At 56.9% G+C, this 24,444-nt stretch carries 17 protein-coding genes, 2 tRNA genes and 4 rRNA genes; 11 read left to right on the top strand and 12 right to left on the bottom strand.

Translation table 11 applies throughout. The features are described from left to right. Positions 1 to 110: 110 nt before the first annotated feature. On the top strand, positions 111 to 806 hold the full coding sequence (locus POF45_RS16695; protein ID WP_259498035.1) for a GntR family transcriptional regulator: 696 nt from the start codon (positions 111 to 113) through the stop codon (positions 804 to 806). 66 nt (positions 807 to 872) lie between these two features. Here the strand turns inward: POF45_RS16695 and POF45_RS16690 are convergent, their stop codons facing one another. The 9 genes from POF45_RS16690 to POF45_RS16650 form a co-directional block, all read right to left on the bottom strand. After that, on the bottom strand, positions 873 to 2,753 hold the full coding sequence (locus POF45_RS16690) for a methyl-accepting chemotaxis protein (protein ID WP_282316160.1): 1,881 nt from the start codon (positions 2,751 to 2,753) through the stop codon (positions 873 to 875). A gap of 366 nt (positions 2,754 to 3,119) precedes the next feature. Beyond that, a 5S ribosomal RNA gene (gene rrf, locus POF45_RS16685) occupies positions 3,120 to 3,235 on the bottom strand. A gap of 108 nt (positions 3,236 to 3,343) precedes the next feature. After that, positions 3,344 to 3,459 (bottom strand): 5S ribosomal RNA (gene rrf, locus POF45_RS16680). Positions 3,460 to 3,614: 155 nt separating this feature from the next. Then, positions 3,615 to 6,506 (bottom strand): 23S ribosomal RNA (locus POF45_RS16675). Positions 6,507 to 6,742: 236 nt separating this feature from the next. Beyond that, a tRNA-Ala gene (locus tag POF45_RS16670) sits at positions 6,743 to 6,818 on the bottom strand. A 30-nt stretch (positions 6,819 to 6,848) separates the two neighbouring features. Next, positions 6,849 to 6,925 (bottom strand) — tRNA-Ile (locus POF45_RS16665). Between the two features lie 82 nt (positions 6,926 to 7,007). Continuing rightward, positions 7,008 to 8,546: ribosomal RNA gene (locus tag POF45_RS16660) — 16S ribosomal RNA — on the bottom strand. The 16S, 23S and 5S rRNA genes sit together here with 2 tRNA genes alongside, the layout of an rRNA operon. 631 nt (positions 8,547 to 9,177) lie before the next feature. Continuing rightward, complete coding sequence (locus tag POF45_RS16655) at positions 9,178 to 10,398, bottom strand: CaiB/BaiF CoA transferase family protein (RefSeq protein ID WP_259498030.1); 1,221 nt, start codon at positions 10,396 to 10,398, stop codon at positions 9,178 to 9,180. A 13-nt stretch (positions 10,399 to 10,411) separates the two neighbouring features. Next, positions 10,412 to 11,593 carry an acyl-CoA dehydrogenase gene (locus POF45_RS16650; RefSeq protein WP_259498028.1) on the bottom strand — a complete coding sequence of 394 codons (1,182 nt, stop codon included), beginning with the start codon at positions 11,591 to 11,593 and terminating at the stop codon, positions 10,412 to 10,414. Positions 11,594 to 11,750: 157 nt separating this feature from the next. Here POF45_RS16650 and POF45_RS16645 point away from each other — a divergent pair, with 157 nt between their 5' ends. From POF45_RS16645 to POF45_RS16600, 10 genes are all read left to right on the top strand, one after another. Beyond that, positions 11,751 to 12,650, top strand: a complete 900-nt coding sequence (locus POF45_RS16645) for a LysR family transcriptional regulator (protein ID WP_259498026.1) — start codon at positions 11,751 to 11,753, stop codon at positions 12,648 to 12,650. A 435-nt stretch (positions 12,651 to 13,085) separates the two neighbouring features. After that, complete coding sequence (locus POF45_RS16640; protein ID WP_259498024.1) at positions 13,086 to 14,207, top strand: Re/Si-specific NAD(P)(+) transhydrogenase subunit alpha; 1,122 nt, start codon at positions 13,086 to 13,088, stop codon at positions 14,205 to 14,207. A 15-nt stretch (positions 14,208 to 14,222) separates the two neighbouring features. Continuing rightward, the gene (locus POF45_RS16635; protein ID WP_003187417.1) at positions 14,223 to 14,543 is read left to right on the top strand and encodes an NAD(P) transhydrogenase subunit alpha part 2; all 321 of its coding nucleotides are present in this window, start codon (positions 14,223 to 14,225) and stop codon (positions 14,541 to 14,543) included. Next, positions 14,543 to 15,976, top strand: a complete 1,434-nt coding sequence (locus POF45_RS16630; protein WP_282316159.1) for an NAD(P)(+) transhydrogenase (Re/Si-specific) subunit beta — start codon at positions 14,543 to 14,545, stop codon at positions 15,974 to 15,976. The genes POF45_RS16635 and POF45_RS16630 overlap by 1 nt, the downstream gene beginning before the upstream one ends. Positions 15,977 to 16,156: 180 nt before the next feature. Beyond that, positions 16,157 to 17,650: a succinyl-CoA:acetate CoA-transferase ScpC gene (scpC, locus tag POF45_RS16625; protein WP_259498010.1), complete on the top strand. Its 1,494-nt coding sequence runs from the start codon at positions 16,157 to 16,159 to the stop codon at positions 17,648 to 17,650. A gap of 319 nt (positions 17,651 to 17,969) precedes the next feature. Further along, the gene (locus tag POF45_RS16620) at positions 17,970 to 18,185 is read left to right on the top strand and encodes a DUF1127 domain-containing protein (protein WP_259498008.1); all 216 of its coding nucleotides are present in this window, start codon (positions 17,970 to 17,972) and stop codon (positions 18,183 to 18,185) included. Positions 18,186 to 18,572: 387 nt separating this feature from the next. Continuing rightward, entirely contained in the window at positions 18,573 to 18,890 is a 318-nt protein-coding gene (locus POF45_RS16615) for a DUF2388 domain-containing protein (protein ID WP_259498006.1), read from the top strand. Between the two features lie 108 nt (positions 18,891 to 18,998). Continuing rightward, positions 18,999 to 19,316 (top strand): DUF2388 domain-containing protein, encoded by a 318-nt coding sequence (locus tag POF45_RS16610; protein WP_259503309.1) that lies wholly within the window; start codon positions 18,999 to 19,001, stop codon positions 19,314 to 19,316. Between the two features lie 28 nt (positions 19,317 to 19,344). Beyond that, positions 19,345 to 19,665, top strand: a complete 321-nt coding sequence (locus tag POF45_RS16605) for a DUF2388 domain-containing protein (RefSeq protein ID WP_259498004.1) — start codon at positions 19,345 to 19,347, stop codon at positions 19,663 to 19,665. Then, positions 19,662 to 21,623, top strand: a complete 1,962-nt coding sequence (locus POF45_RS16600) for a DUF7844 domain-containing protein (RefSeq protein WP_259498002.1) — start codon at positions 19,662 to 19,664, stop codon at positions 21,621 to 21,623. Before POF45_RS16605 ends, POF45_RS16600 begins: the two co-directional genes overlap by 4 nt. A 124-nt stretch (positions 21,624 to 21,747) precedes the next feature. On the opposite strand, the gene POF45_RS16595 is transcribed toward POF45_RS16600, so the two are convergent. From POF45_RS16595 to trpB, 3 genes are all read right to left on the bottom strand, one after another. Then, positions 21,748 to 22,188, bottom strand: a complete 441-nt coding sequence (locus POF45_RS16595) for an RcnB family protein (protein WP_259498000.1) — start codon at positions 22,186 to 22,188, stop codon at positions 21,748 to 21,750. 121 nt (positions 22,189 to 22,309) lie between these two features. Then, complete coding sequence (gene trpA / locus POF45_RS16590) at positions 22,310 to 23,122, bottom strand: tryptophan synthase subunit alpha (RefSeq protein ID WP_259497999.1); 813 nt, start codon at positions 23,120 to 23,122, stop codon at positions 22,310 to 22,312. Beyond that, a complete protein-coding gene (gene trpB / locus POF45_RS16585; protein ID WP_259497997.1) occupies positions 23,122 to 24,357 on the bottom strand; it encodes a tryptophan synthase subunit beta in 1,236 nt (411 codons plus the stop codon). The genes trpA and trpB overlap by 1 nt, the downstream gene beginning before the upstream one ends. Between the last annotated feature and the right edge of the window lie 87 nt (positions 24,358 to 24,444).

Raw genomic sequence — 24,444 nt, 5'->3', positions numbered from 1 at the left:
TGCTTGCATAAAAATTGCCGGGATCTTTTACATGGTTTGACAAGTTGTACAACAGTCACTAGTGTCACTTTGGATCCAAACGCCATTTCAGCCATTTACGGTGCGTAGTCGTGACACAGAAATCCAATCCGTTGAGCAGCATCAAGGTCAACGGACCGATTCCCGCTCACCTGGCTCGCTCGGTGATCGAAGAAACCCTGCGTACGGCGATTCTCACCGGCCGCATTCCTTGTGGTACGGCCCTGCGTCAGCAGGATCTGGCGGATTTGTTCGGCGTCAGCCGCATGCCGGTGCGCGAAGCCTTGCGTCAGCTCGAAGCACAGTCACTGCTCAACGTGATTGCCCATAAAGGCGCCGTGGTTGCACCGCTGGTGCAGGGCGATGCAGCAGAAACCTATGAGCTGCGAATTTTGCTGGAGTCCGAGGCCTTGCGTTGTTCGATTCCGCTGCTCGATAACGAAGATTTCGAGCTGGCGGCCTGCTGTATCGATGAGCTGGAAAGCGTCGATGACTACGCCGAAATCAGTCGGCTCAATCGACTGTTCCACATGACCCTGTACAACAAGGCACCCAACCGACGGCTGTTGCGCCTGGTGGATGCGGGGTTGCACGAAGAGGAGCGGTTCCTGCGCTTCAACCTGGAAACCATGGGCCTGGGCAAACTCTCCCAGGACGATCACCGGGCGCTGTTGCAAGCAGTCGAGAGTCGAGATGTCGAGCGATCGGTCACGCTGCTCCAGCAGCATCTGAACCGTGGTGTGGATGCCATCACTCGCTACCTTGCCAGCCCAGCGTCCGGGACGTAAGCGCCAGGCAAGCGTACCTGGCGAGAATTCGCCTAACCATTGCTCCGAATTCTCGCCTGATACTGATCAGATCTTGAAGCTGTCTACCAACTGCTTCAGCCGGTTGGCCTGTAGCGACAGTGCATCACAGTCCTTCAACGTTTCATTGAGGTTGGCCACACTCTGCTGGTTCAGCAGGTTGATCTGGTTGACGTCGACGTTGAGGGTTTCCACCACCGCCGTCTGCTCTTCGGTCGCGGCGGCCACCGATTGGTTCATCCCGTCGATTTCGCCGATGCGCTGGGTCACGCTCACCAGACGCAAGCCCGCCTGATTCGCCACTTCAACACTCTCTTCGCTGGAGGCCTGGCTGGCGTTCATGGTGGTCACTGCTTCACGCGAACCGATTTGCAGCGAGGTGATCATCTTGTGAATCTCCTCGGCCGACTCCTGGGTACGGTGAGCAAGGTTGCGCACTTCGTCCGCTACTACTGCAAACCCACGACCGGCTTCACCGGCGCGAGCCGCTTCAATGGCCGCGTTCAGCGCCAGCAGGTTGGTTTGCTGGGAGATGCCTTTGATCACGTCAAGAATGTGACCGATGTTGTCGGTACTGGCATTCAGGGTTTCGATCTGGGTGCAGGACAGGCTGATCTTCTGCGACAACTCGGTCATGGCCAGAATGGTTTTTTCCACCACCTGACGACCGTCATCGGCCTGCTCGCTGGCGCCACTGGCATGCTGCGAGGCATCGGCGGCGTTACGGGCGATTTCCTGGGTGGCGGCACCCAGTTCGTTGATCGCCGCAGCCACGCTGTTGGTGCGGGCGCTTTGTTCGTCTGAACCGATGATCGAAGCGTTGGACGAAGCCATCACGCGCTGCGAAAGATCGTGCACCTGGCGGGTAGCCGACGACACTTCGGAAATCGACGCGTGAATCCGCTCAACGAACTGGTTGAATGCGCCGCCGAGCTCACCGAATTCATCTTTACTTTCCACGACCAGACGACGGGTCAGGTCACCTTCGCCCTGGGCGATGTCTTTCATCGCACGGCCCATGGTGGTCAGCGGGCGCATCAGCACGTTGATCAACAGGCTCAGCAGTACGGCAATGGCGCTCACAGCGATAAACATCGCGATCAGGGCCGAGGTGCGGAATTGGCTCAGCGGGGCGTAGGCCTTATCCTTGTCGATCGACAGACCGATGTACCACTCGGCATTCGGCAGGCCAGTGACCGGGGTGAACGAGAGGATGCGATCCTGCTTGTTCAGCTCCACGTCCTGATTGCCCTTTTCGATGCGGACATTGGAACCCGGGTAGATGTCTTTGAGGTTCTTCATCACCTGGTCTTTGTCAGGGCTGACGATCACTTGGCCGTCGGCGCTGACCAGAAAAGCGTGGCCGATGCCGCCGAAATCCACCGAGTTGATGATCTTCACCAGAGTTTCCAGGCTCAGGTCACCGCCGACGACGCCCAGCAGTTCCCCGTTCTTCTTCACCGGCATGGCGATAGTCACCACCAGACCACCGACCGCGGCCATGTACGGCGGCGTCAGCATGGTCTTGTCAGCCATCACGGCCTGTTTGTACCAGGGACGCTGACGAGGGTCGTAGCCGTCTGGCATTTTCGCGTCAGGCCGCTGGGTGAATACACCGTTAGCCTGACCGACATAGGTGAACTGGAAGTTCGAGGTGAAGGCGGGTTGATCCACCAGCCCCGGGAAGTCGGCATTCGCACCTTGATGGGCGACGTTCTGCGCGAGGCTTTCCAACACCAGCACGCGGCCACTCATCCAGTTCTGCACGCTGCTGGCGGTCAGGTCGCCGGCTTGCTGAACGGATGATTCGAGGTTCTGGCGGATGGTGTTTCGCTGCAGATAGTCGTTGTACAAAGTGAACAACGCGAAAGCCAGGACCACGACGCCAGAGGCGGCCAGAAGGATTTTATGGCTGAACTTGAGATTCATTTCATGGGACTTCTTATGCAGAAAGTGGGGATGCGTTCCGGGTTGCAACATTCCATGTAACAGCGCAGGCGACTTTCTGAGGTCGCTCTACTTTGGTGCACGCATGTCTCACCAGTCTGTCGGCACGAGGCGCAGAAATCTTAGGCTTTTGTGCGAAATGCCTGACATTCTGCTCTGATTCCCGCCGAACGGCGTCCCAGAGCCTTTGCTTTGGCTTTTTGGACGGCATTTTTCAGCCTCCACGACACACTCGGGTGGTGAAAAATTACCAAGCTGGGTGAGCCCTTGAGCTAGGCAGACAGATTTATCTGCCCTGAAACGACAAAACCCCTGTCTGCGTTAGCAAACAGGGGTTTCGGAATTCAATCTTGACGATGACCTACTCTCACATGGGGAAACCCCACACTACCATCGGCGATGCATCGTTTCACTGCTGAGTTCGGGATGGGATCAGGTGGTTCCAATGCTCTATGGTCGTCAAGAAATTCTGTGACCGGTCCGTTACATCAGTAACGTGCCAGCAAAAATCGGTGACTTCTACTAAAACAAAACCCCTACCTGCATACGCAGATAGGGGTTTCGGAATTTAATCTTGACGATGACCTACTCTCACATGGGGAAACCCCACACTACCATCGGCGATGCATCGTTTCACTGCTGAGTTCGGGATGGGATCAGGTGGTTCCAATGCTCTATGGTCGTCAAGAAATTCGGTAGCCAGCTCGTGTTCCTTACGGATCACGCTCCAGCGAATGGGTATGCGATAGATTTGTGTGTTTGTTTCTCGAACTTTCGGTTCGTTTCGTCTTCACACACCGCAATCTGGTGCTCTTTCGAGTCAGCAAATTGCTTGGGTGTTATATGGTCAAGCCTCACGGGCAATTAGTATTGGTTAGCTCAACGCCTCACAGCGCTTACACACCCAACCTATCAACGTCGTAGTCTTCGACGGCCCTTCAGGGGACTCAAGGTCCCAGTGAGATCTCATCTTGAGGCTAGTTTCCCGCTTAGATGCTTTCAGCGGTTATCTATTCCGAACATAGCTACCCGGCAATGCCACTGGCGTGACAACCGGAACACCAGAGGTTCGTCCACTCCGGTCCTCTCGTACTAGGAGCAGCCCCTCTCAAATCTCAAACGTCCACGGCAGATAGGGACCGAACTGTCTCACGACGTTCTAAACCCAGCTCGCGTACCACTTTAAATGGCGAACAGCCATACCCTTGGGACCGGCTTCAGCCCCAGGATGTGATGAGCCGACATCGAGGTGCCAAACACCGCCGTCGATATGAACTCTTGGGCGGTATCAGCCTGTTATCCCCGGAGTACCTTTTATCCGTTGAGCGATGGCCCTTCCATACAGAACCACCGGATCACTAAGACCTACTTTCGTACCTGCTCGACGTGTCTGTCTCGCAGTCAAGCGCGCTTTTGCCTTTATACTCTACGACCGATTTCCGACCGGTCTGAGCGCACCTTCGTACTCCTCCGTTACTCTTTAGGAGGAGACCGCCCCAGTCAAACTACCCACCATACACTGTCCTCGATCCGGATAACGGACCTGAGTTAGAACCTCAAAGTTGCCAGGGTGGTATTTCAAGGTTGGCTCCACGCGAACTGGCGTCCACGCTTCAAAGCCTCCCACCTATCCTACACAAGCAAATTCAAAGTCCAGTGCAAAGCTATAGTAAAGGTTCACGGGGTCTTTCCGTCTAGCCGCGGATACACTGCATCTTCACAGCGATTTCAATTTCACTGAGTCTCGGGTGGAGACAGCGCCGCCATCGTTACGCCATTCGTGCAGGTCGGAACTTACCCGACAAGGAATTTCGCTACCTTAGGACCGTTATAGTTACGGCCGCCGTTTACCGGGGCTTCGATCAAGAGCTTCGCGTTAGCTAACCCCATCAATTAACCTTCCGGCACCGGGCAGGCGTCACACCCTATACGTCCACTTTCGTGTTTGCAGAGTGCTGTGTTTTTAATAAACAGTCGCAGCGGCCTGGTATCTTCGACCGGCATGAGCTTACGGAGCAAGTCCTTCACCCTCACCGGCGCACCTTCTCCCGAAGTTACGGTGCCATTTTGCCTAGTTCCTTCACCCGAGTTCTCTCAAGCGCCTTGGTATTCTCTACCCAACCACCTGTGTCGGTTTGGGGTACGGTTCCTGGTTACCTGAAGCTTAGAAGCTTTTCTTGGAAGCATGGCATCAACCACTTCGTGTTCTAAAAGAACACTCGTCATCAGCTCTCGGCCTTAGAATCCCGGATTTACCTAAGATTCCAGCCTACCACCTTAAACTTGGACAACCAACGCCAAGCTGGCCTAGCCTTCTCCGTCCCTCCATCGCAATAACCAGAAGTACAGGAATATTAACCTGTTTTCCATCGACTACGCTTTTCAGCCTCGCCTTAGGGACCGACTAACCCTGCGTCGATTAACGTTGCGCAGGAAACCTTGGTCTTTCGGCGTGGGTGTTTTTCACACCCATTGTCGTTACTCATGTCAGCATTCGCACTTCTGATACCTCCAGCAAGCTTCTCAACTCACCTTCACAGGCTTACAGAACGCTCCTCTACCGCATCACCTAAGTGATACCCGTAGCTTCGGTGTATGGTTTGAGCCCCGTTACATCTTCCGCGCAGGCCGACTCGACTAGTGAGCTATTACGCTTTCTTTAAAGGGTGGCTGCTTCTAAGCCAACCTCCTAGCTGTCTAAGCCTTCCCACATCGTTTCCCACTTAACCATAACTTTGGGACCTTAGCTGACGGTCTGGGTTGTTTCCCTTTTCACGACGGACGTTAGCACCCGCCGTGTGTCTCCCATGCTCGGCACTTGTAGGTATTCGGAGTTTGCATCGGTTTGGTAAGTCGGGATGACCCCCTAGCCGAAACAGTGCTCTACCCCCTACAGTGATACATGAGGCGCTACCTAAATAGCTTTCGAGGAGAACCAGCTATCTCCGAGCTTGATTAGCCTTTCACTCCGATCCACAGGTCATCCGCTAACTTTTCAACGGTAGTCGGTTCGGTCCTCCAGTTAGTGTTACCCAACCTTCAACCTGCCCATGGATAGATCGCCCGGTTTCGGGTCTATTCCCAGCGACTAGACGCCCTATTAAGACTCGCTTTCGCTACGCCTCCCCTATTCGGTTAAGCTCGCCACTGAAAATAAGTCGCTGACCCATTATACAAAAGGTACGCAGTCACCCAACAAAGTGGGCTCCCACTGCTTGTACGCATACGGTTTCAGGATCTATTTCACTCCCCTCTCCGGGGTTCTTTTCGCCTTTCCCTCACGGTACTAGTTCACTATCGGTCAGTCAGTAGTATTTAGCCTTGGAGGATGGTCCCCCCATATTCAGACAAAGTTTCTCGTGCTCCGTCCTACTCGATTTCATGACTAAGAGATTTTCGCGTACAGGGCTATCACCCACTATGGCCGCACTTTCCAGAGCGTTCCGCTAATCTCAAAGCCACTTAAGGGCTAGTCCCCGTTCGCTCGCCACTACTAAGGGAATCTCGGTTGATTTCTTTTCCTCAGGGTACTTAGATGTTTCAGTTCCCCTGGTTCGCCTCTTAAGCCTATGTATTCAGCTTAAGATAACCATCTTATGATGGCTGGGTTCCCCCATTCAGACATCTCCGGATCAAAGTCTGTTTGCCGACTCCCCGAAGCTTTTCGCAGGCTACCACGTCTTTCATCGCCTCTGACTGCCAAGGCATCCACCGTATGCGCTTCTTCACTTGACCATATAACCCCAAGCAATCTGGTTATACTGTGAAGACGACATTCGCCGAAAATTCGCGATTAAACTCACAAATTTTACCTTAGCCTGATCCGTTACCAGTGAAAGTAACGTTCAGTCTATCTTTCTATCACATACCCAAATTTTTAAAGAACGATCTAATCAAAGACTAGAAATCAACATTCACCATCACAATGATGGAATGCTCATTTCTAAGCTTTAAACGGCAGAAGCAGTTAGTGGTGGAGCCAAACGGGATCGAACCGTTGACCTCCTGCGTGCAAGGCAGGCGCTCTCCCAGCTGAGCTATGGCCCCGTATTTCTACAGGCGTTTCCCACACAAAATTGGTGGGTCTGGGCAGATTCGAACTGCCGACCTCACCCTTATCAGGGGTGCGCTCTAACCAACTGAGCTACAGACCCAATTTCGGGCTGCTTCTTATCGTCTTCTTCAATGAATCAAGCAATTCGTGTGGGAACTTATGGAGCAGCTGATGTCGTCGATTAAGGAGGTGATCCAGCCGCAGGTTCCCCTACGGCTACCTTGTTACGACTTCACCCCAGTCATGAATCACACCGTGGTAACCGTCCTCCCGAAGGTTAGACTAGCTACTTCTGGTGCAACCCACTCCCATGGTGTGACGGGCGGTGTGTACAAGGCCCGGGAACGTATTCACCGCGACATTCTGATTCGCGATTACTAGCGATTCCGACTTCACGCAGTCGAGTTGCAGACTGCGATCCGGACTACGATCGGTTTTCTGGGATTAGCTCCACCTCGCGGCTTGGCAACCCTCTGTACCGACCATTGTAGCACGTGTGTAGCCCAGGCCGTAAGGGCCATGATGACTTGACGTCATCCCCACCTTCCTCCGGTTTGTCACCGGCAGTCTCCTTAGAGTGCCCACCATAACGTGCTGGTAACTAAGGACAAGGGTTGCGCTCGTTACGGGACTTAACCCAACATCTCACGACACGAGCTGACGACAGCCATGCAGCACCTGTCTCAATGTTCCCGAAGGCACCAATCCATCTCTGGAAAGTTCATTGGATGTCAAGGCCTGGTAAGGTTCTTCGCGTTGCTTCGAATTAAACCACATGCTCCACCGCTTGTGCGGGCCCCCGTCAATTCATTTGAGTTTTAACCTTGCGGCCGTACTCCCCAGGCGGTCAACTTAATGCGTTAGCTGCGCCACTAAGAGCTCAAGGCTCCCAACGGCTAGTTGACATCGTTTACGGCGTGGACTACCAGGGTATCTAATCCTGTTTGCTCCCCACGCTTTCGCACCTCAGTGTCAGTATCAGTCCAGGTGGTCGCCTTCGCCACTGGTGTTCCTTCCTATATCTACGCATTTCACCGCTACACAGGAAATTCCACCACCCTCTACCATACTCTAGCTCGTCAGTTTTGAATGCAGTTCCCAGGTTGAGCCCGGGGATTTCACATCCAACTTAACGAACCACCTACGCGCGCTTTACGCCCAGTAATTCCGATTAACGCTTGCACCCTCTGTATTACCGCGGCTGCTGGCACAGAGTTAGCCGGTGCTTATTCTGTCGGTAACGTCAAAACACTTACGTATTAGGTAAATGCCCTTCCTCCCAACTTAAAGTGCTTTACAATCCGAAGACCTTCTTCACACACGCGGCATGGCTGGATCAGGCTTTCGCCCATTGTCCAATATTCCCCACTGCTGCCTCCCGTAGGAGTCTGGACCGTGTCTCAGTTCCAGTGTGACTGATCATCCTCTCAGACCAGTTACGGATCGTCGCCTTGGTGAGCCATTACCTCACCAACTAGCTAATCCGACCTAGGCTCATCTGATAGCGCAAGGCCCGAAGGTCCCCTGCTTTCTCCCGTAGGACGTATGCGGTATTAGCGTCCGTTTCCGAGCGTTATCCCCCACTACCAGGCAGATTCCTAGGCATTACTCACCCGTCCGCCGCTCGCCACCAGGTACAAGTACCCGTGCTGCCGCTCGACTTGCATGTGTTAGGCCTGCCGCCAGCGTTCAATCTGAGCCATGATCAAACTCTTCAGTTCAAACATCTTTGGGTTTTTAAGAAACCCTAAACTTGGCTCAGCAATCGTTGGTTACATCTTTGATTTCTCGCGGAGTAACTTGTGATGCTGATAATCTTGTTGACTATCAGCCTGACTCCACAAGCACCCACACGAATTGCTTGATTCAGTTGTTAAAGAGCGGTTGGTTAAGATCTTTCGTCTCAACCGAGGCGCGCATTCTACAGCAGCCTCTGTTGCTGTCAAGCGGTTATTTTCAGAAGTTTTCAAAGTTTCCTTTGCAACTTCAACCACTTGCGCTTCCGATCTCTCGTTAGCGGGAGGCGAATTCTACAGCGTTACACGCTGCTGTCAACACCTCTTTTTCTCCGCTTTCGACCGAGAAGATCGAACCGTTAAAAGAGCAAAACAACACCACTCTTTCAACTCCTTCTGGGCTTCGATGATCTGAAGCAACTCGCTGTCGAAAACTGCGTAACTCTTTGTTTACCAAGGAGTTTTCCGTTTCGACTGCGCCGGAAGTGGGGCGAATTATAGACTTCCAGAATCTGCCGTCAAGCACTGATTACGCTTTTCTATCAATAACTTGCGAAAGACCGAAAAATCGCCCGATGCTTCTATATAGAAGCACCCTCTATATAGAAGGAAACGCTCAGAGCACCCCGGATGACTTGAAAGCGGCCACATCACCCGCACTCAATCCCAACACCCGCTGCAGAACCTCCAGCGTATGCTCCCCCAATAAAGGAGGCGCGCTGCGATACTCCACAGGCGTCTCGGACAGACGAATCGGACTCGCCACCTGCGGCACCATCCCGGCCAGTGCATGGGGCAGTTCGATGGCCAGCCCTCGCGCCCGAACCTGCGGATCATCAAACACCTGCGCCAGATCATTGATCGGCCCACAAGGGACACCCGCCTGCTCCAGCTGCACAACCCATTGCGCGGTGGTCTTGAATACTGTCGCCTGACGTATCAGCGGAATCAGCACCGCCCTATTGGCGACTCGCAGCTTGTTGGTCGCAAAGCGCGGGTCATCCGCCCACTGCGGCTGACCTGCCACCTCGGCAAACTTGCGGAACTGCCCGTCATTGCCGACGGTGAGAATGAAATCGCCGTCCGCCGTAGGAAAGTCCTGATACGGCACGATGTTCGGATGAGCGTTGCCCAAGCGTTTCGGCGCATTGCCCGTCGTCAGGTAGTTCATCGCCTGGTTGGCCAGGCACGCCACCTGCACGTCCAGCAACGCCATATCGATGTGCTGGCCGCCACCATCATGGTCGCGATGAGCCAGCGCCGCCAGAATCGCCACCGTTGAATAGAGTCCGGTCAGAATATCGGTCAGAGCCACGCCGACTTTCACCGGCCCCGCCCCCTCTTCGCCTTCCGGCTGCCCGGTCAGGCTCATCAGGCCACCAAGGCCTTGAATCATGAAGTCGTAACCTGCCCGCTTGGCATAAGGCCCGGTCTGGCCGAACCCGGTGATCGAGCAGTAGATCAGATCGGGATTGATCGCCTTCAGCGACGCGTAGTCCAGCCCGTAAGCTGCCAGCCCCCCGACCTTGAAGTTCTCGATCAGAATGTCCGACTTCGCCGCCAGCTCACGCACCAGCTTCTGCCCTTCAGGCCGGGTGAAGTCGATAGTCACCGATTGCTTGTTGCGATTGGCGGACAAGTAGTAGGCCGCCTCACTGGTGTTCTCACCATAGGCGTCTTTAAGGAACGGCGGCCCCCAGGCACGCGTGTCATCGCCATTGCCCGGGCGCTCGACCTTGATCACCTCGGCGCCAAGGTCCGCGAGAATCTGACCCGCCCAAGGCCCGGCCAGTACCCGCGACAAATCCAGTACCCGTAGATGCGAAAGCGCGCCCATGGCCGTTCTCCTGTTAATAGAACGCCTGGATGCCTGTCTGCGCACGGCCGAGGATCAGCGCATGAACGTCGTGTGTACCTTCATAGGTATTCACAACTTCCAGGTTGACCAGATGACGAGCGATACCGAACTCATCGGAAATACCATTGCCACCCAGCATGTCACGCGCCATACGCGCAATATCCAGGGACTTGCCGCAGGAATTACGCTTCATGATCGAGGTGATTTCAACGGCAGCCGTGCCTTCATCCTTCATACGGCCCAGACGCAGGCAACCTTGCAGCGCCAGAGTAATTTCGGTCTGCATGTCGGCCAGCTTTTTCTGGATCAACTGCGTAGCCGCCAATGGGCGACCGAACTGCTGACGGTCCAGGGTGTACTGGCGAGCGGTGTGCCAGCAGAATTCGGCGGCACCCAGCGCGCCCCACGAGATGCCATAGCGCGCGGAATTGAGACAGGTGAAAGGGCCTTTCAAACCGCGGACGTCCGGGAAGATGTTCTCTTCAGGGACAAACACGTTGTCCATGACGATCTCCCCGGTGATGGATGCACGCAAGCCGACCTTGCCGTGAATCGCCGGAGCGCTCAGGCCCTTCCAGCCCTTCTCCAGCACGAAGCCACGGATGTCACCCGCATCGTCCTTGCCCCAGACCACGAACACATCGGCGATCGGACTGTTGGTGATCCACATCTTGCTGCCGGTCAGGCTGTAGCCGCCTTCCACTTTGCGTGCACGAGTAATCATCGCTCCTGGGTCGGAACCGTGATCAGGCTCTGTCAGACCAAAGCAACCGATCCATTCACCCGAAGCCAGTTTCGGCAGGTATTTCTGTTTCTGCGCCTCGGTGCCGAATTCGTTGATCGGCACCATCACCAGTGAAGACTGCACGCTCATCATCGAGCGATAACCCGAATCGACGCGCTCGACCTCACGGGCTATCAAACCGTAGCTGACGTAGCTCAGGCCGCTGCCGCCGTATTGCTCGGGAATGGTTGCGCCCAGCAGACCCACTTCCCCCATCTCGCGAAAGATCGCCGGATCGGTTTTTTCATGACGGAAAGCTTCCAGAACACGCGGCGCGAGCTTCTGCTGAGCGAACTGCTCGGCGGTGTCGCGGACCATGCGTTCTTCTTCGGTGAGCTGTTGATCCAGCAGCAGGGGATCGATCCAGTTGAAGCTAGCTTTACCACCCATGAGTGAGTCCTCTCGAATCGGGTCAAATAACGTGGACTGATCCTAGGCCCGGTCAGGCGCGACAGCAAACGAGGATTTCGCATACTGTTGTGCTAATTTCTCACTCCGAAACGTCGCAAAACCGCCTTTATGCGATGTATGAGTGAGGTTGACGTACATGCGCAGGAAAATCCCCAGCACCACAGCCCTGATCAGCTTCGAGGCGGCGGCGCGTCATGAGAGTTTTACCAAGGCCGCCCAGGAGCTTTCGCTGACCCAAGGTGCGATTTGCCGACAGATCGCCAGCCTTGAGGAGTTCCTCAGCGTCGAACTGTTCCGACGTTCACGGCGCGGAGTGAAACTGACGGAAGCGGGGCTTTCCTACAGCCGTCGTGTGGCTGCGCAACTGGATGCCGTTGAACGGGACACCTTATCGGTCATGGGCCAGCAAGGCGCCAACGTGATTGAGCTGGCAGTCGTGCCCACCTTTGGTACCCAATGGCTGCTGCCACGACTCAAGGACTTTCAGCACAAGCACCCGGAAGTCACTGTCAACCTGACCAACCGCACCCGCCCTTTCTTGTTTGCCGATACCGAGTTCGATGCCGCGATCTACTTTGGCGATGCCGATTGGTCCGGGACGCAATCCCACAGACTAATGGGCGAAAATCCGATGCCGGTGTGCAGCCCCGGGCTACTGGGCAATCGGACACATCTGACACCCGGCGAGATCGCAGACATGTCGCTGCTGCAACAAACCACCCGCCCCTATGCCTGGCGCCAATGGTTCAACGCCCACAACCTGAACATCCCTCGCGACATGACAGGGCCGCGCTACGAGCTATTCTCGATGTTGGCGCAAGCCGCCATGCATGACATGGGAATCGCCTTGATTCCGCCCTTCCTGATCCAGCGTGAACTGGCGGAGAAGCGCCTGGTGATTGCCAACCCTCAGGCACTGTCGAGCATCAAGGCGTATTACCTGATGATTCCCGAGCGAAAGGTCGAATCCGCCTCTTTAAGGGCTTTCCGCGATTGGCTAGTGAGCCAGGCACAGAGCTACAGCCTAGAAGAGTAAAGGCTTTCAGCGCCTAACTGACCCTGTAGTCAATTAAATAAAAGCCCTACAGATATAAGTATTTGTCGCATAATCGTTGACTGTATTGGCAACCTGTACAAACGTCCCACAAGCGCCTGAGGACGTGGCCTTCAGCCTCTATTTCCGAGCAATGTCACCTCATTCACCCCGGCGATGGGTAAATTCTTGAATTTCGTCCAGAATCCTTACAAGGTACGGCCTGCAAGGGATTGACCCGGCCGGTTGCGACATTCGGTCACGGGGTGACTTGTAGTTAATTTTCCGTCACCCGTCATAATCCCTTGAAGGGCACAAAGTTCGCCTGCAAAATGCCGCGCCCCGCCCTGATTTGGCGGGATCGTGCTGATCGGCCGCCCCAGAAGCACCATCCGAAGTGCCTGGGTTTACTCAATAAGATCACGCAGGAGATTTGACGTGCACATTGGTGTTCCTCTCGAGACCCAGACGGGTGAAACGCGGGTTGCTGCAACCCCGGAAACCATCAAAAAGCTGATCGGCCAAGGTCATAAGGTCACTGTTCAAAGCGGCGCCGGCATCAAGGCCAGCGTTGTCGACAGTGCTTATGAAGCGGCAGGCGCGACCATTGGCAGCGCCAGCGATGCGTTCGGTGCCGAGCTGATTCTCAAAGTGGTCGCCCCCAGCGACAACGAGCTGACGCTGATCAAGCGTGGCGCCGTCCTCGTGGGCATGCTCAACCCGTTCAGCAATGAAACCATCGGCAAGCTGGCCGAGTGCGGTATTACCGCGTTCGCGCTGGAAGCCGCGCCACGCACCTCCCGCGCCCAGAGCCTGGATGTACTGTCCTCCCAGGCGAACATTGCCGGTTATAAAGCGGTGCTGCTGGCGGCTCATCACTATCCGCGCTTCATGCCGATGCTGATGACCGCCGCAGGTACTGTGAAAGCCGCGCGGGTGCTGATTCTCGGTGCCGGCGTCGCCGGTTTGCAGGCGATTGCGACGGCCAAGCGTCTAGGGGCGGTGATCGAAGCGTCGGACGTACGCCCGGCGGTGAAGGAACAAATCGAATCCCTGGGTGCGAAATTCGTCGACGTCCCGTACGAAACCGATGAAGAGCGTGAATGTGCCGTCGGTGTCGGCGGTTATGCCCGTCCAATGCCGGCCAGCTGGATGCAGCGTCAGGCCCTGGCCGTGCACGAACGCGCGAAACAGGCCGACATCGTCATCACCACCGCACTGATCCCGGGTCGCAAGGCGCCGACCTTGCTCAGCGCCGAAACCGTGGCGCAGATGAAGCCAGGCTCGGTGGTCATCGACCTCGCCGCAGCTCAGGGCGGCAACTGCCCGCTGACCGTAGCCGATCAGGTTGTCGTCGAAAATGGCGTGACCATTTGCGGCCCGACCAACCTGGCCGGTGAAGTCGCCGCAGACGCTTCGGCGCTGTACGCACGCAACCTGCTGGACTTCCTGAAACTGGTGTTCACCAAAGAAGGCCAGTTCGACGTCAACCTCGAAGACGACATCGTCGCCGCGTGCCTTATGTGCCGCGACGGCCAAGTCATCCGTAAAAACGCCTAAGCAGGGATTCAGACGATGGAAGAGCTTATCTCCCCCGGTATCTACAACCTGATCATCTTCGTGCTGGCGATTTATGTCGGTTATCACGTGGTCTGGAACGTCACACCTGCACTGCACACGCCATTGATGGCGGTGACCAATGCCATCTCGGCGATCGTGATCGTCGGCGCCATGCTGGCGGCGGCGCTGACTGTAACGCCACTGGGCAAGACCATGGGCACCCTGGCGGTGGCCCTGGCCGCGGTGAACGTGTTCGGCGGCTTCCTGGTCACGCGCCGGATGCTTGAGATGTTCAAGAAAAAAGCCCCGAAAGTAAAAGAAGAGGCGCCCAAGTAATGAGCATGAATCTTGTCACGACGCTCTACCTGATCGCGTCGATCTGCTTCATCCAGGCCCTCAAGGGTCTGTCACACCCAACTACGTCCCGTCGCGGCAACCTGTTCGGCATGCTCGGCATGGCGCTGGCGATCCTGACGACCATTGGCCTCATCTATAAGCTGGGCGCTGAACTGGCAACAGCGGGCATCGGTTACGTCATCGTCGGCCTGCTGATCGGTGGCACTGCCGGTTCGATCATGGCCAAGCGCGTTGAAATGACCAAGATGCCGGAACTGGTCGCCTTCATGCACAGCATGATCGGCCTCGCCGCTGTCTTCATCGCCATTGCGGCAGTGGTCGAGCCGCAATCGCTGGGCATCGTCAAACAGCTGGGCGATTCGATTCCTGCGGGCAACCGCCTGGAACTGTTTCTCGGCGCGGCCATTGGTGCGATCACCTTTTCCGGTTCGGTCATCGCCTTTGGCAAGTTGTCGGGCAAGTACAAATTCCGCCTGTTCCAGGGCGCACCGGTACAGTTTGGCGGCCAACATAAACTGAACCTGCTGCTGGGCCTGGCGACACTGGCACTGGGCATCACGTTCATGATGACCGGCAACCTCAGCGCCTTTGCCTTGATGCTGGCCCTGGCCTTCGTACTTGGCGTGTTGATCATCATCCCGATTGGCGGTGCAGACATGCCGGTGGTGGTGTCGATGCTCAACAGCTACTCCGGTTGGGCGGCAGCGGGGATCGGCTTCTCGCTGAACAACTCGATGCTGATCATTGCCGGCTCGCTGGTGGGTTCAAGCGGCGCGATCCTCTCGTACATCATGTGCAAGGCGATGAACCGCTCCTTCTTTAATGTATTGCTTGGTGGTTTCGGCAATACCCCCGATGCAGGCCCGGCTGGCGCCAAGGAGGCTCGCCCGGTGAAATCCGGTTCGGCTGACGACGCGACCTTCCTGCTGACCAACGCCGACACCGTGATCATCGTTCCGGGTTACGGCCTGGCGGTAGCACGGGCGCAACACGCGCTCAAAGAGCTGACCGAGAAGCTGACCCATCGCGGCGTGACCGTGAAGTATGCGATCCACCCGGTGGCCGGCCGGATGCCTGGCCACATGAACGTGTTGCTGGCCGAGGCCGAAGTGCCTTACGACCAGGTGTTCGAGATGGAAGACATCAACTCAGAGTTCGGCCAGGCCGACGTGGTGCTGGTGCTGGGTGCCAACGACGTGGTCAACCCGGCTGCCAAGAACGATCCAAAATCGCCGATTGCCGGCATGCCGATCCTCGAAGCGTTCAAGGCCAAGACCATCATCGTCAACAAGCGTTCGATGGCCAGCGGCTATGCCGGCCTGGATAACGAACTGTTCTATCTCGACAAAACCATGATGGTTTTCGGCGACGCCAAGAAAGTCATTGAAGACATGGTCAAAGCCGTCGAGTAAAACCTGCTCCAACGCAATACCGAAAACCTCAGCCTTTAGTAGGCTGGGGTTTTTTTATTCTTCATGAAACCCGACCAAAGGCTCTAAATCGCCGGCTGGCATTCGACCATGGTAGCGGGACGAATGTTTTTGAAATCACTAGACTGCGCATCTTGCTTCCGTTGCCCGAGATAAAAATCCATGTACCGTGACCGTATTCGCTTGCCTTCGTTGTTGGACAAGGTGATGAGCGCAGCCGACGCTGCCGCTCTGATTCAGGACGGCATGACCGTCGGCATGAGCGGTTTCACCCGCGCCGGCGAAGCCAAGGCCGTTCCCCACGCGCTGGCCGAGCGCGCCAAAGTCACTCCGCTGAAAATTACCCTGATGACCGGCGCCAGCCTGGGCAACGACCTCGACAAACAGCTCACCGAAGCCGGCGTACTCTCGCGCCGCATGCCGTTCCAGGTGGACAGCACCCTGCGCAAGGCAATCAACGCCGGCGAAGTGATGTTCATCGACCAGCACTTGTCGGAAACCGTCGAGCAACTGCGCAACCAGCAACTCAAGTTGCCGGACATCGCGGTCATCGAGGCCGTGGCGATCACCGAGCAGGGCCACATTGTGCCGACGACGTCGGTTGGCAACTCGGCCAGCTTCGCGATTTTTGCCAAGCACGTCATCGTCGAGATCAACCTGGCGCACAACCCGAACCTCGAAGGTTTGCATGACATCTATATCCCGACGTACCGCCCGACCCGTACACCGATCCCGCTGGTAAAGGTCGACGATCGCATTGGCAGTACTGCCATCCCGATTCCGCCGGAAAAAATCGTCGCCATCGTCATCACCAATCAGCCGGATTCACCGTCCACCGTATTGCCACCCGATGCCGAGACTCAGGCCATCGCTGATCATCTGATCGACTTCTTCAAGCAGGAAGTGGCCGCCGGGCGCATGACCAACAAGCTCGGCCCGTTGCAGGCCGGGATCGGCACCATTGCCAACTCGGTGATGTGCGGCCTGATCGACTCGCCGTTCGAAGACCTGACGATGTACTCCGAAGTCCTGCAGGACTCGACCTTCGACCTGATCGACGCTGGCAAGCTGAGCTTTGCTTCCGGCAGCTCGATCACTTTGTCGGCGCGGCGCGGCGCAGACGTGTTCGGCAATCTGGAGCGCTACAAGGACAAACTGGTACTGCGCCCGCAGGAAATCTCCAACCACCCTGAAGTCGTGCGGCGCCTGGGCATCATCGGCATCAACACCGCGCTGGAGTTCGACCTGTACGGCAACGTCAACTCCACCCACGTCTGCGGCACGCGGATGATGAACGGCATTGGCGGTTCGGGGGATTTCGCGCGCAACGCGCACCTGGCGATTTTCGTCACCAAGTCGATCGCCAAGGGCGGCGCGATTTCCAGCGTGGTGCCGATGGTCAGCCACGTCGACCATACCGAACACGACGTCGACATCCTCGTTACCGAGATCGGCCTGGCCGACTTGCGTGGCCTTGCGCCGCGTGAGCGGGCTCGGGTGATCATCGACAACTGCGTGCACCCGGACTACCGCCAAGCGTTGGATGACTACTTCACCGCCGCCTGCGCCATCGGTGGCCACACACCGCATATCCTGCGTGAAGCACTGAGCTGGCACATCAACCTGGAAGAAACCGGGAAGATGCTGGCGGTGTAATTGGTACAGATAGCAGCTGACGCAAACACAGTTTCGTCAGCTCGCCATTTCAAAACCAATAGTCGGCAAAAACTGTACTGCTGTATGGGTCTTTTCCTACAGCAAATATCACTTCTCTCCCGTCAAACAAGCGAAAATGCACCACTGTGGTGCCGACAGGTACAGTTGCCTCATTTTCGACCCGTACACCCCCTATAAACAGTTAACTGGTCCCTCACAATACAGATGAACTGTATCTAGAGAGACTGGCCAAACGAGAGGATCATGGGTACCAGTTAAACCACTACCTAATCCCGCCACAAGCGGAAGGATGTCAACCATGGAACGTACACTCAGTTCCGAACTGTTCTTCGAAGAAAATGCTGCAAAAACCCAGGCTTCCCTGCCTCTTCGCGTTATCGCCAACCTGATGTTGTGGCAGCGCCGCATCTCCAGCCGCCATCAACTGGCTCGTCTGGATTCGCGTCTGCTGGCTGATGCCGGGATTAGCGAAGCACAACGCTACGAAGAGCTGAGCAAGCCGTTCTGGCGCTAACTCAGCGTCGCTGGCTCTGACTTGTAGTCCACCGCCAGCAACCCGAATTGAAAACACAAAGCCCGTCGTGGGAAACCACGACGGGCTTTGTCGTTTCAGGGCTGAAAAAGTCAAACCAGTACAGTTTTAGATAAACAAATAATAGCAAGTACAGTCCAGTGAGCGCTGCCAAAGGCAGCGATCTTTTGATCTTCACCGAGATCAACGACGCTAAAAATCGCAGCCTGCAATAGCTCCTACACACATTGTTTCATTTAGAGAGGCTGTTCGAATCCATTTGAGCAGGCCTAATATCGAGCCAGAACGTGGCGCACGCGACACCTTCAGCGTCTGATTCACCAGACACTGCACCACCTCTCAATTCGATTTATCCACAGGAGCTCCACCATGTCCCGTCTTCGCCTGCTCAGCGCCGCTGCCCTGCTCGCCGTTGCTGCCAATGCCCACGCGAGCAGTTTCATTGTCACCACCGACGCCGTTGTCGGTGCGCTCAAATCCAGCTCCGATGCAACGTCCAATCTCTCGTCTTCGCTGCGCGACAACAAAATCGTGCGGGCCGCCCGTGATGACGCCGCCAGCTTCGTCGCAACCAACGGCGACATCCGTGGTGTGAAACTGGAAAGCGCGTTCGACGAAATCCACCGCCAGGCGCCACAGCTCAACGCGACCGACGCACAACTGGCTCAGGCCATCCTGGCTATCTAAACGCCAGCCCCCATGCGGGACACGCTTACCGTGTCCCGATGTTTCGGCGCTGGCTCTGGTCCGGGCATTGCGCTAGCCTTGAGCCTCGCTTTCGGCTATTCGAGTCTCATGGGTTTTCTTTCAAAACTGCTGTTTACACCTCTATTGGCGATGGCTTGCTGGACCGGTTCGGCCCAGGCCTTCGACGCCTTCAACCTGTCGACACAAGGCACCGTTGTCAGTGGTTACGCCACAAGCAAGGTGACCTCCGCGCCCTTCGACCATAAACTCCTGCTCGCAGCTCACGATGACGCTGCCGCTTTCATCGCCAGTGACGGTCAACTACGAGGAGCCCAGTTGGAATCGGCCCTGCACTATCTGCGCCGGACCCAGCCAAAACTTCATGCCAGCGACCTTGAACTGGCACAGGCAATCCTCGTCCAATAGTTATCCCTTGTTCCTCCGGAGTCGTTCCATGCGTAACCCGCTGATCGCTGCCACCCTTGGCCTGTTATTTTTGGCCGACGTGGCCCAGGCGCACACCCTGGTAGCCACCAGTAACATCATCGTTCGCGCCTCCCAGCGCACCATCGATTTCACGTCCGATACCACCACCTCCATCCGCGACTCCAAAATTGTCCGTGAAGCCCACGATGACGCCGCCAGTTTTGTTGCCAGCGATGGCGATATTCGCGGTGCCCACCTGGAAGCCGCCTTGAATACTTTGCGCACTCGCGTGCCGGAAGCTCGCGACGCCAGTGACCAGGTCCTCGCCGAAGCTATCCTCGCATTGTGAAATCTCTCAGCGCCTGGCTACTGACCGGGGCGGTGTTGCTGTTTGGCAACACCGCGCAGGCCGACCTGCAACTACGACTCAAGACCGACGGTCTGAGCCCCGCACAACAGCAGGCCAGCCAGGCGTTGCTGGATGAAGCCATGGGCAAATTGCCGCCACGTTTCATCCAGCAACTTGACCGGACCATCGACGTCGGCTGGACCGAAGAAATGCCCGGTAACGCCTATGGAGAAGCGTCACTGGTTTCCGAACTCGATCTGAACCGCAAACTGCTCGACAGCCTTACCGATGGCAGCGCCGCCACACAACAAACCGGTCGACCCCATGGCACCGTACGCCAGGAAATGCTGGCCACTGTCCTGCATGAAATCACCCATATTTACGACCGCGCGCGCCTCTGGCCAGCCGCCGAGCGCCGATTGATCCAGCGCTGCAGCCAACGCAACAGCAGCACCGGGCTGGTCGGCATTCCCGATCAATGCCGCGGCCAGACCGAGCGGCGCTTTACCCTGAGCGACGATCCTCGCTTGCTCGACCTTGCCGGTTGGCAGCAATACGTCGGCCGTCGTGGCGAGCGCGAACAGCACAACCGCCAGATCGTCCGTAGCCCGGATATCTATGAAACGACCAATCCCAAGGAGTTTGTCGCGGTCAACATGGAGTACTTCCTCCTCGACCCGGCCTATGCGTGCCGACGCCCGGCGCTGTATCGCTACTACAAGGAACACTTCGGCTGGGCGCCCGCCGCCAAAGACACTTGCGCCCAATCTTTCGCGTTCCTCAATGCCGGCAACGATTTCGCCAAGACGCCTCTGGGCCAGGTAGATCCGGAGCGGGTTTACGCGGTGGATTATCTGCTGGCCGAGGCCAATCAGAATTGGGTCAGCCGCTGGGGCCACAGCATGCTGCGCCTGGTCATCTGCGCACCCGGTCGACCACGCGGGCCGGACTGCCGGCTGGATCTGGATCAACACCTGGTGCTGTCCTATCGCGCCTTCGTCGGTGACGTGCAACTGTCGAGCTGGGACGGGCTGGTGGGCAAATATCCGTCACGCCTGTTTGTGCTGCCGTTGGCTCAAGTGATCGACGAATACACCAAGACCGAACTGCGCAGCCTCGCTTCGGTGCCGTTGAACCTGTCGCGCACCGAAATCAACGAAGTGGTGGAACACGCGGCGGAGATGCACTGGAGCTACGACGGCAACTACTTCTTCCTGTCCAACAACTGCGCGGTGGAAAGCCTCAAGCTGCTGCGCAGCGGTAGCAACAACCCGCAACTGACCGGCCTGGACAGCATCATGCCCAACGGTTTGCTGGAAGTGCTCAAGGCCCGTGGGCTGGCGGACACCAGCGTACTCGATGATCCCCGTGAGGCGCTGCGCCTGGGCTATCGCTTCGACTCGTTCCGCGACCGCTACCAAGCGATGTTCGATGTGTTGAAAAAGCGCTTGCCGATCAAGCAACAGACTGTCGAGGAATGGCTGTCGTTGAAAGCCGAAGAGCGCCGGCAGTGGATCGACAAGGCAGACCTGCGCACCAGTGCTGCCATGCTGTTACTGGAGCAGGCGAGCTTTCGCCGACAATTGCAGCTGGCCCAGGATGAAGTGAAGCAACGTTACCTGGGCGCCAGGGAGCTGAAGAACGGCGGCATGGACAAGGCCAACGCGACCTTGCAGCAGATTCTCGCCAACAGCGGCTTCCTCAGTCGCCCCGCAGAATTGCTCGGCAGCGACGGCTACGGCCTGCCGCAACCCAACGAATGGAAGCGCCTGGAATCGCAAAGCAGCCAGCGCCAGAAGCAATTGCAGTCGCTGACCGGCGAGTTGGACAAGGAAGTGAGAACACTGCTCGAACCGGCCCGTGCGGCGGAGATTGCTGCCAACGAAGCGAATCTGAGGCAAGTAGGCGAGCATCTGCGGGCGCTGCACAAGGCGGCAGGTGGACTGGAGCTACCTTGATAAAACAAAAAATCGCAGCCTTCGGCAACGCCTACAGGGTGAATAAAAATCCCGTGTAGAAGCTGCTGAAGGCTGCGATCTTTGCTTTCAGGCACAACGCATAGCCGCTGTGCCTACACACTGATCAATTCAGCACATTATCCAGAATCTCATAAACGATCCCGGTGCCCACCGCAATCAGCACAATGTCACCACCGGTACGACGCCACTCGTAGCCCGGGTACTGTGGCAGACGCGAGAGCGCGCGGTTGTCCAGGCGTTCGCCGTAATAGCCGTGAGGCAAAGGCCGGCCACGTTCCAGATGAATGCCAGGAGGCGGTGGCGCACCGCGTACAAAATAGCTGTGATTGTCGCGAATGCTCTGACGCACTGGACCGAAGTCCTGTGGAGGACCACCTCGATGGTTGTCCTGCGGGCCACGATGATCACCACCGTGGTTATCGTATTGGCCCTGTGGGCCGCCGTGGTCGTGATCGTCGCGCTGATCGGCGCTGGCGTGCAGCAACGGGGTCGCACTGAGCATCAGCACGCCCAGGCTGGCTATCAGACGTTTCGGCATTTTCATTGGGGGTTCCTCACGGCACAAACAGCAAAAAGGGATTCAGAACCTGGTTCTGAATCCCTCGGTCTTGCTACTTAGTCTAGGCGCCGAGGCGGTTAATTCCTCTGTATCAGGAACTTTACCTTCAGCTGACCCGTGCGTTGCGCACGCCGTCGGCCAAGGCAGCACACAGACTCAATACGCCATCGATGGCCTGGTCCGGCGTCGACGCATTGGCGATGTGGTCAATCAGCGCCGAGCCCACTACCACGCCATCTGCCAGGCGCGCGATAGAAGCCGCTTGCTCCGGTGTACGAATACCGAAACCAATGCTGATCGGCAGGTCGGTATGACGACGCAAACGTGTAACCGCTTCTTCTACATGTTCCAAAGTGGCGGCACCGGCACCGGTCACACCGGCCACCGAAACGTAATACACAAAACCGGAACTGCCGTTAAGCACGGTTGGCAGACGCACGTCGTCAGTGGTTGGCGTGGTCAGGCGAATGAAGTCCAGGCCCGCTGCCTGAGCCGGATCACACAGCTCGCCGTTATGCTCTGGCGGCATGTCGACCACGATCAGGCCGTCAACGCCCGCCTCTTTGGCATCCCTGATGAAACGCGGTACGCCGTACATGTGAATCGGATTGAAGTAACCCATCAACACCAACGGTGTGTCGGTGTTGCCTTCGCGGAACTCACGCACCATTTGCAGGGTTTTCGTCAGGTTCTGCTTGGCGCCCAGTGCGCGGATGTTGGCCAGCTGGATCGCCGGGCCGTCAGCCATAGGGTCGGTGAACGGCATGCCCAGTTCGATCACATCGGCGCCAGCACCTGGCAAGCCCTTGAGGATCGCCAGCGAGGTGTCATAGCTCGGGTCGCCAGCGGTGACGAAGGTCACCAGGGCAGCACGATTCTGTTCCTTGAGTTCGGCAAAACGTGTTTGCAGGCGGCTCATCAGTGTTTCTCCTGCTTGGATTGCTCTTGTTGAGAGTGTTCCATGTGGTGCATCACGGTTTGCATGTCTTTGTCACCACGGCCGGACAGATTGACCACCATCAGGTGATCTTTGGGCAGGGTCGGTGCGCGTTTGAATACTTCGGCCAGGGCATGGGCGCTTTCCAGCGCAGGGATGATCCCCTCCAGGCGGCAGCATTTGTGGAACGCATCGAGGGCTTCGTCGTCGGTCACCGAGGTGTACTGGACGCGGCCGATGTCATGCAACCAGGCGTGTTCAGGGCCGATGCCCGGATAGTCGAGGCCGGCGGAAATCGAGTGCGCGTCGATGATCTGGCCATCGTCGTCCTGCAACAGGAAAGTCCGGTTGCCGTGCAGTACACCCGGCACACCGCCGTTCAGGCTGGCGGCATGTTTGCCGGTTTCGATGCCGTAACCGGCCGCTTCAACACCGATGATCTCGACGCTCTTGTCATCGAGGAACGGGTGGAACAGGCCCATGGCGTTGGAACCACCGCCGATGCATGCCACCAGACTGTCCGGCAGGCGACCTTCCTGGGCTTGCAGTTGGGTGCGGGTTTCCTTGCCGATAACGGCCTGGAAATCACGGACCATCGCCGGATAAGGGTGCGGGCCGGCCACGGTGCCGATCAGGTAGAAGGTGCTGTCGACATTGGTCACCCAGTCACGCAGGGCTTCGTTCATCGCGTCTTTCAGGGTGCCGGTACCGGCAACCACCGGAATCACTTCGGCGCCCAGCAATTTCATGCGGAACACGTTCGCCTGCTGGCGCTCGATGTCGGTGGTGCCCATGTAGATCACGCAATCGAGGCCGAAACGCGCGGCAACAGTGGCAGTGGCCACGCCGTGCATGCCGGCGCCGGTCTCGGCGATGATGCGTTTTTTACCCATGCGCCGCGCCAGCAGGATCTGGCCGATGCAGTTGTTGATCTTGTGCGCGCCGGTGTGGTTCAGCTCTTCACGCTTGAGGTAAATCTTTGCACCGCCGCAGAATTCAGTCAGGCGTTCGGCGTAATACAGCGGGCTTGGGCGTCCGACGTAGTCGCGCTGGAAGTAGGCCAATTCCTCTTTGAACGCCGGATCTTCCTTGGCCAGTTCGTATTCACGGGCCAGGTCGAGGATCAACGGCATCAGGGTTTCGGCAACGTAACGGCCGCCGAACGCGCCAAACAGGCCGTTGGCATCGGGGCCGTTGCGCAAATGGGTCTGGGTCATGAGTCGCTCCGGTTGGATTCGTAAGATGACAATGAGGCCTACTCTACCCCTGACGTGCTGCACTGAAAACCGATAAGATCGCCACAA

This window comes from Pseudomonas fungipugnans (assembly GCF_029955235.1).
GTDB lineage: Bacteria > Pseudomonadota > Gammaproteobacteria > Pseudomonadales > Pseudomonadaceae > Aquipseudomonas > Aquipseudomonas fungipugnans.
The sequence above is the reverse complement of the archived record's forward strand: the minus strand, read 5'-3'. Positions and strand labels throughout refer to the sequence as shown.

Coding starts and splice junctions, on each gene's coding strand:
- POF45_RS16595 (WP_259498000.1), bottom strand. CDS start 22,188: ATGAAAATGCCGAAACGTCTGATAGCCAGCCTGGGCGTGCTGATGCTC.
- POF45_RS16635 (WP_003187417.1), top strand. CDS start 14,223: ATGGAAGAGCTTATCTCCCCCGGTATCTACAACCTGATCATCTTCGTG.
- POF45_RS16645 (WP_259498026.1), top strand. CDS start 11,751: ATGCGCAGGAAAATCCCCAGCACCACAGCCCTGATCAGCTTCGAGGCG.
- POF45_RS16620 (WP_259498008.1), top strand. CDS start 17,970: ATGGAACGTACACTCAGTTCCGAACTGTTCTTCGAAGAAAATGCTGCA.
- trpB (WP_259497997.1), bottom strand. CDS start 24,357: ATGACCCAGACCCATTTGCGCAACGGCCCCGATGCCAACGGCCTGTTT.
- trpA (WP_259497999.1), bottom strand. CDS start 23,122: ATGAGCCGCCTGCAAACACGTTTTGCCGAACTCAAGGAACAGAATCGT.
- POF45_RS16605 (WP_259498004.1), top strand. CDS start 19,345: ATGCGTAACCCGCTGATCGCTGCCACCCTTGGCCTGTTATTTTTGGCC.
- scpC (WP_259498010.1), top strand. CDS start 16,157: ATGTACCGTGACCGTATTCGCTTGCCTTCGTTGTTGGACAAGGTGATG.
- POF45_RS16630 (WP_282316159.1), top strand. CDS start 14,543: ATGAGCATGAATCTTGTCACGACGCTCTACCTGATCGCGTCGATCTGC.
- POF45_RS16655 (WP_259498030.1), bottom strand. CDS start 10,398: ATGGGCGCGCTTTCGCATCTACGGGTACTGGATTTGTCGCGGGTACTG.
- POF45_RS16610 (WP_259503309.1), top strand. CDS start 18,999: ATGGGTTTTCTTTCAAAACTGCTGTTTACACCTCTATTGGCGATGGCT.
- POF45_RS16690 (WP_282316160.1), bottom strand. CDS start 2,753: ATGAATCTCAAGTTCAGCCATAAAATCCTTCTGGCCGCCTCTGGCGTC.
- POF45_RS16615 (WP_259498006.1), top strand. CDS start 18,573: ATGTCCCGTCTTCGCCTGCTCAGCGCCGCTGCCCTGCTCGCCGTTGCT.
- POF45_RS16650 (WP_259498028.1), bottom strand. CDS start 11,593: ATGGGTGGTAAAGCTAGCTTCAACTGGATCGATCCCCTGCTGCTGGAT.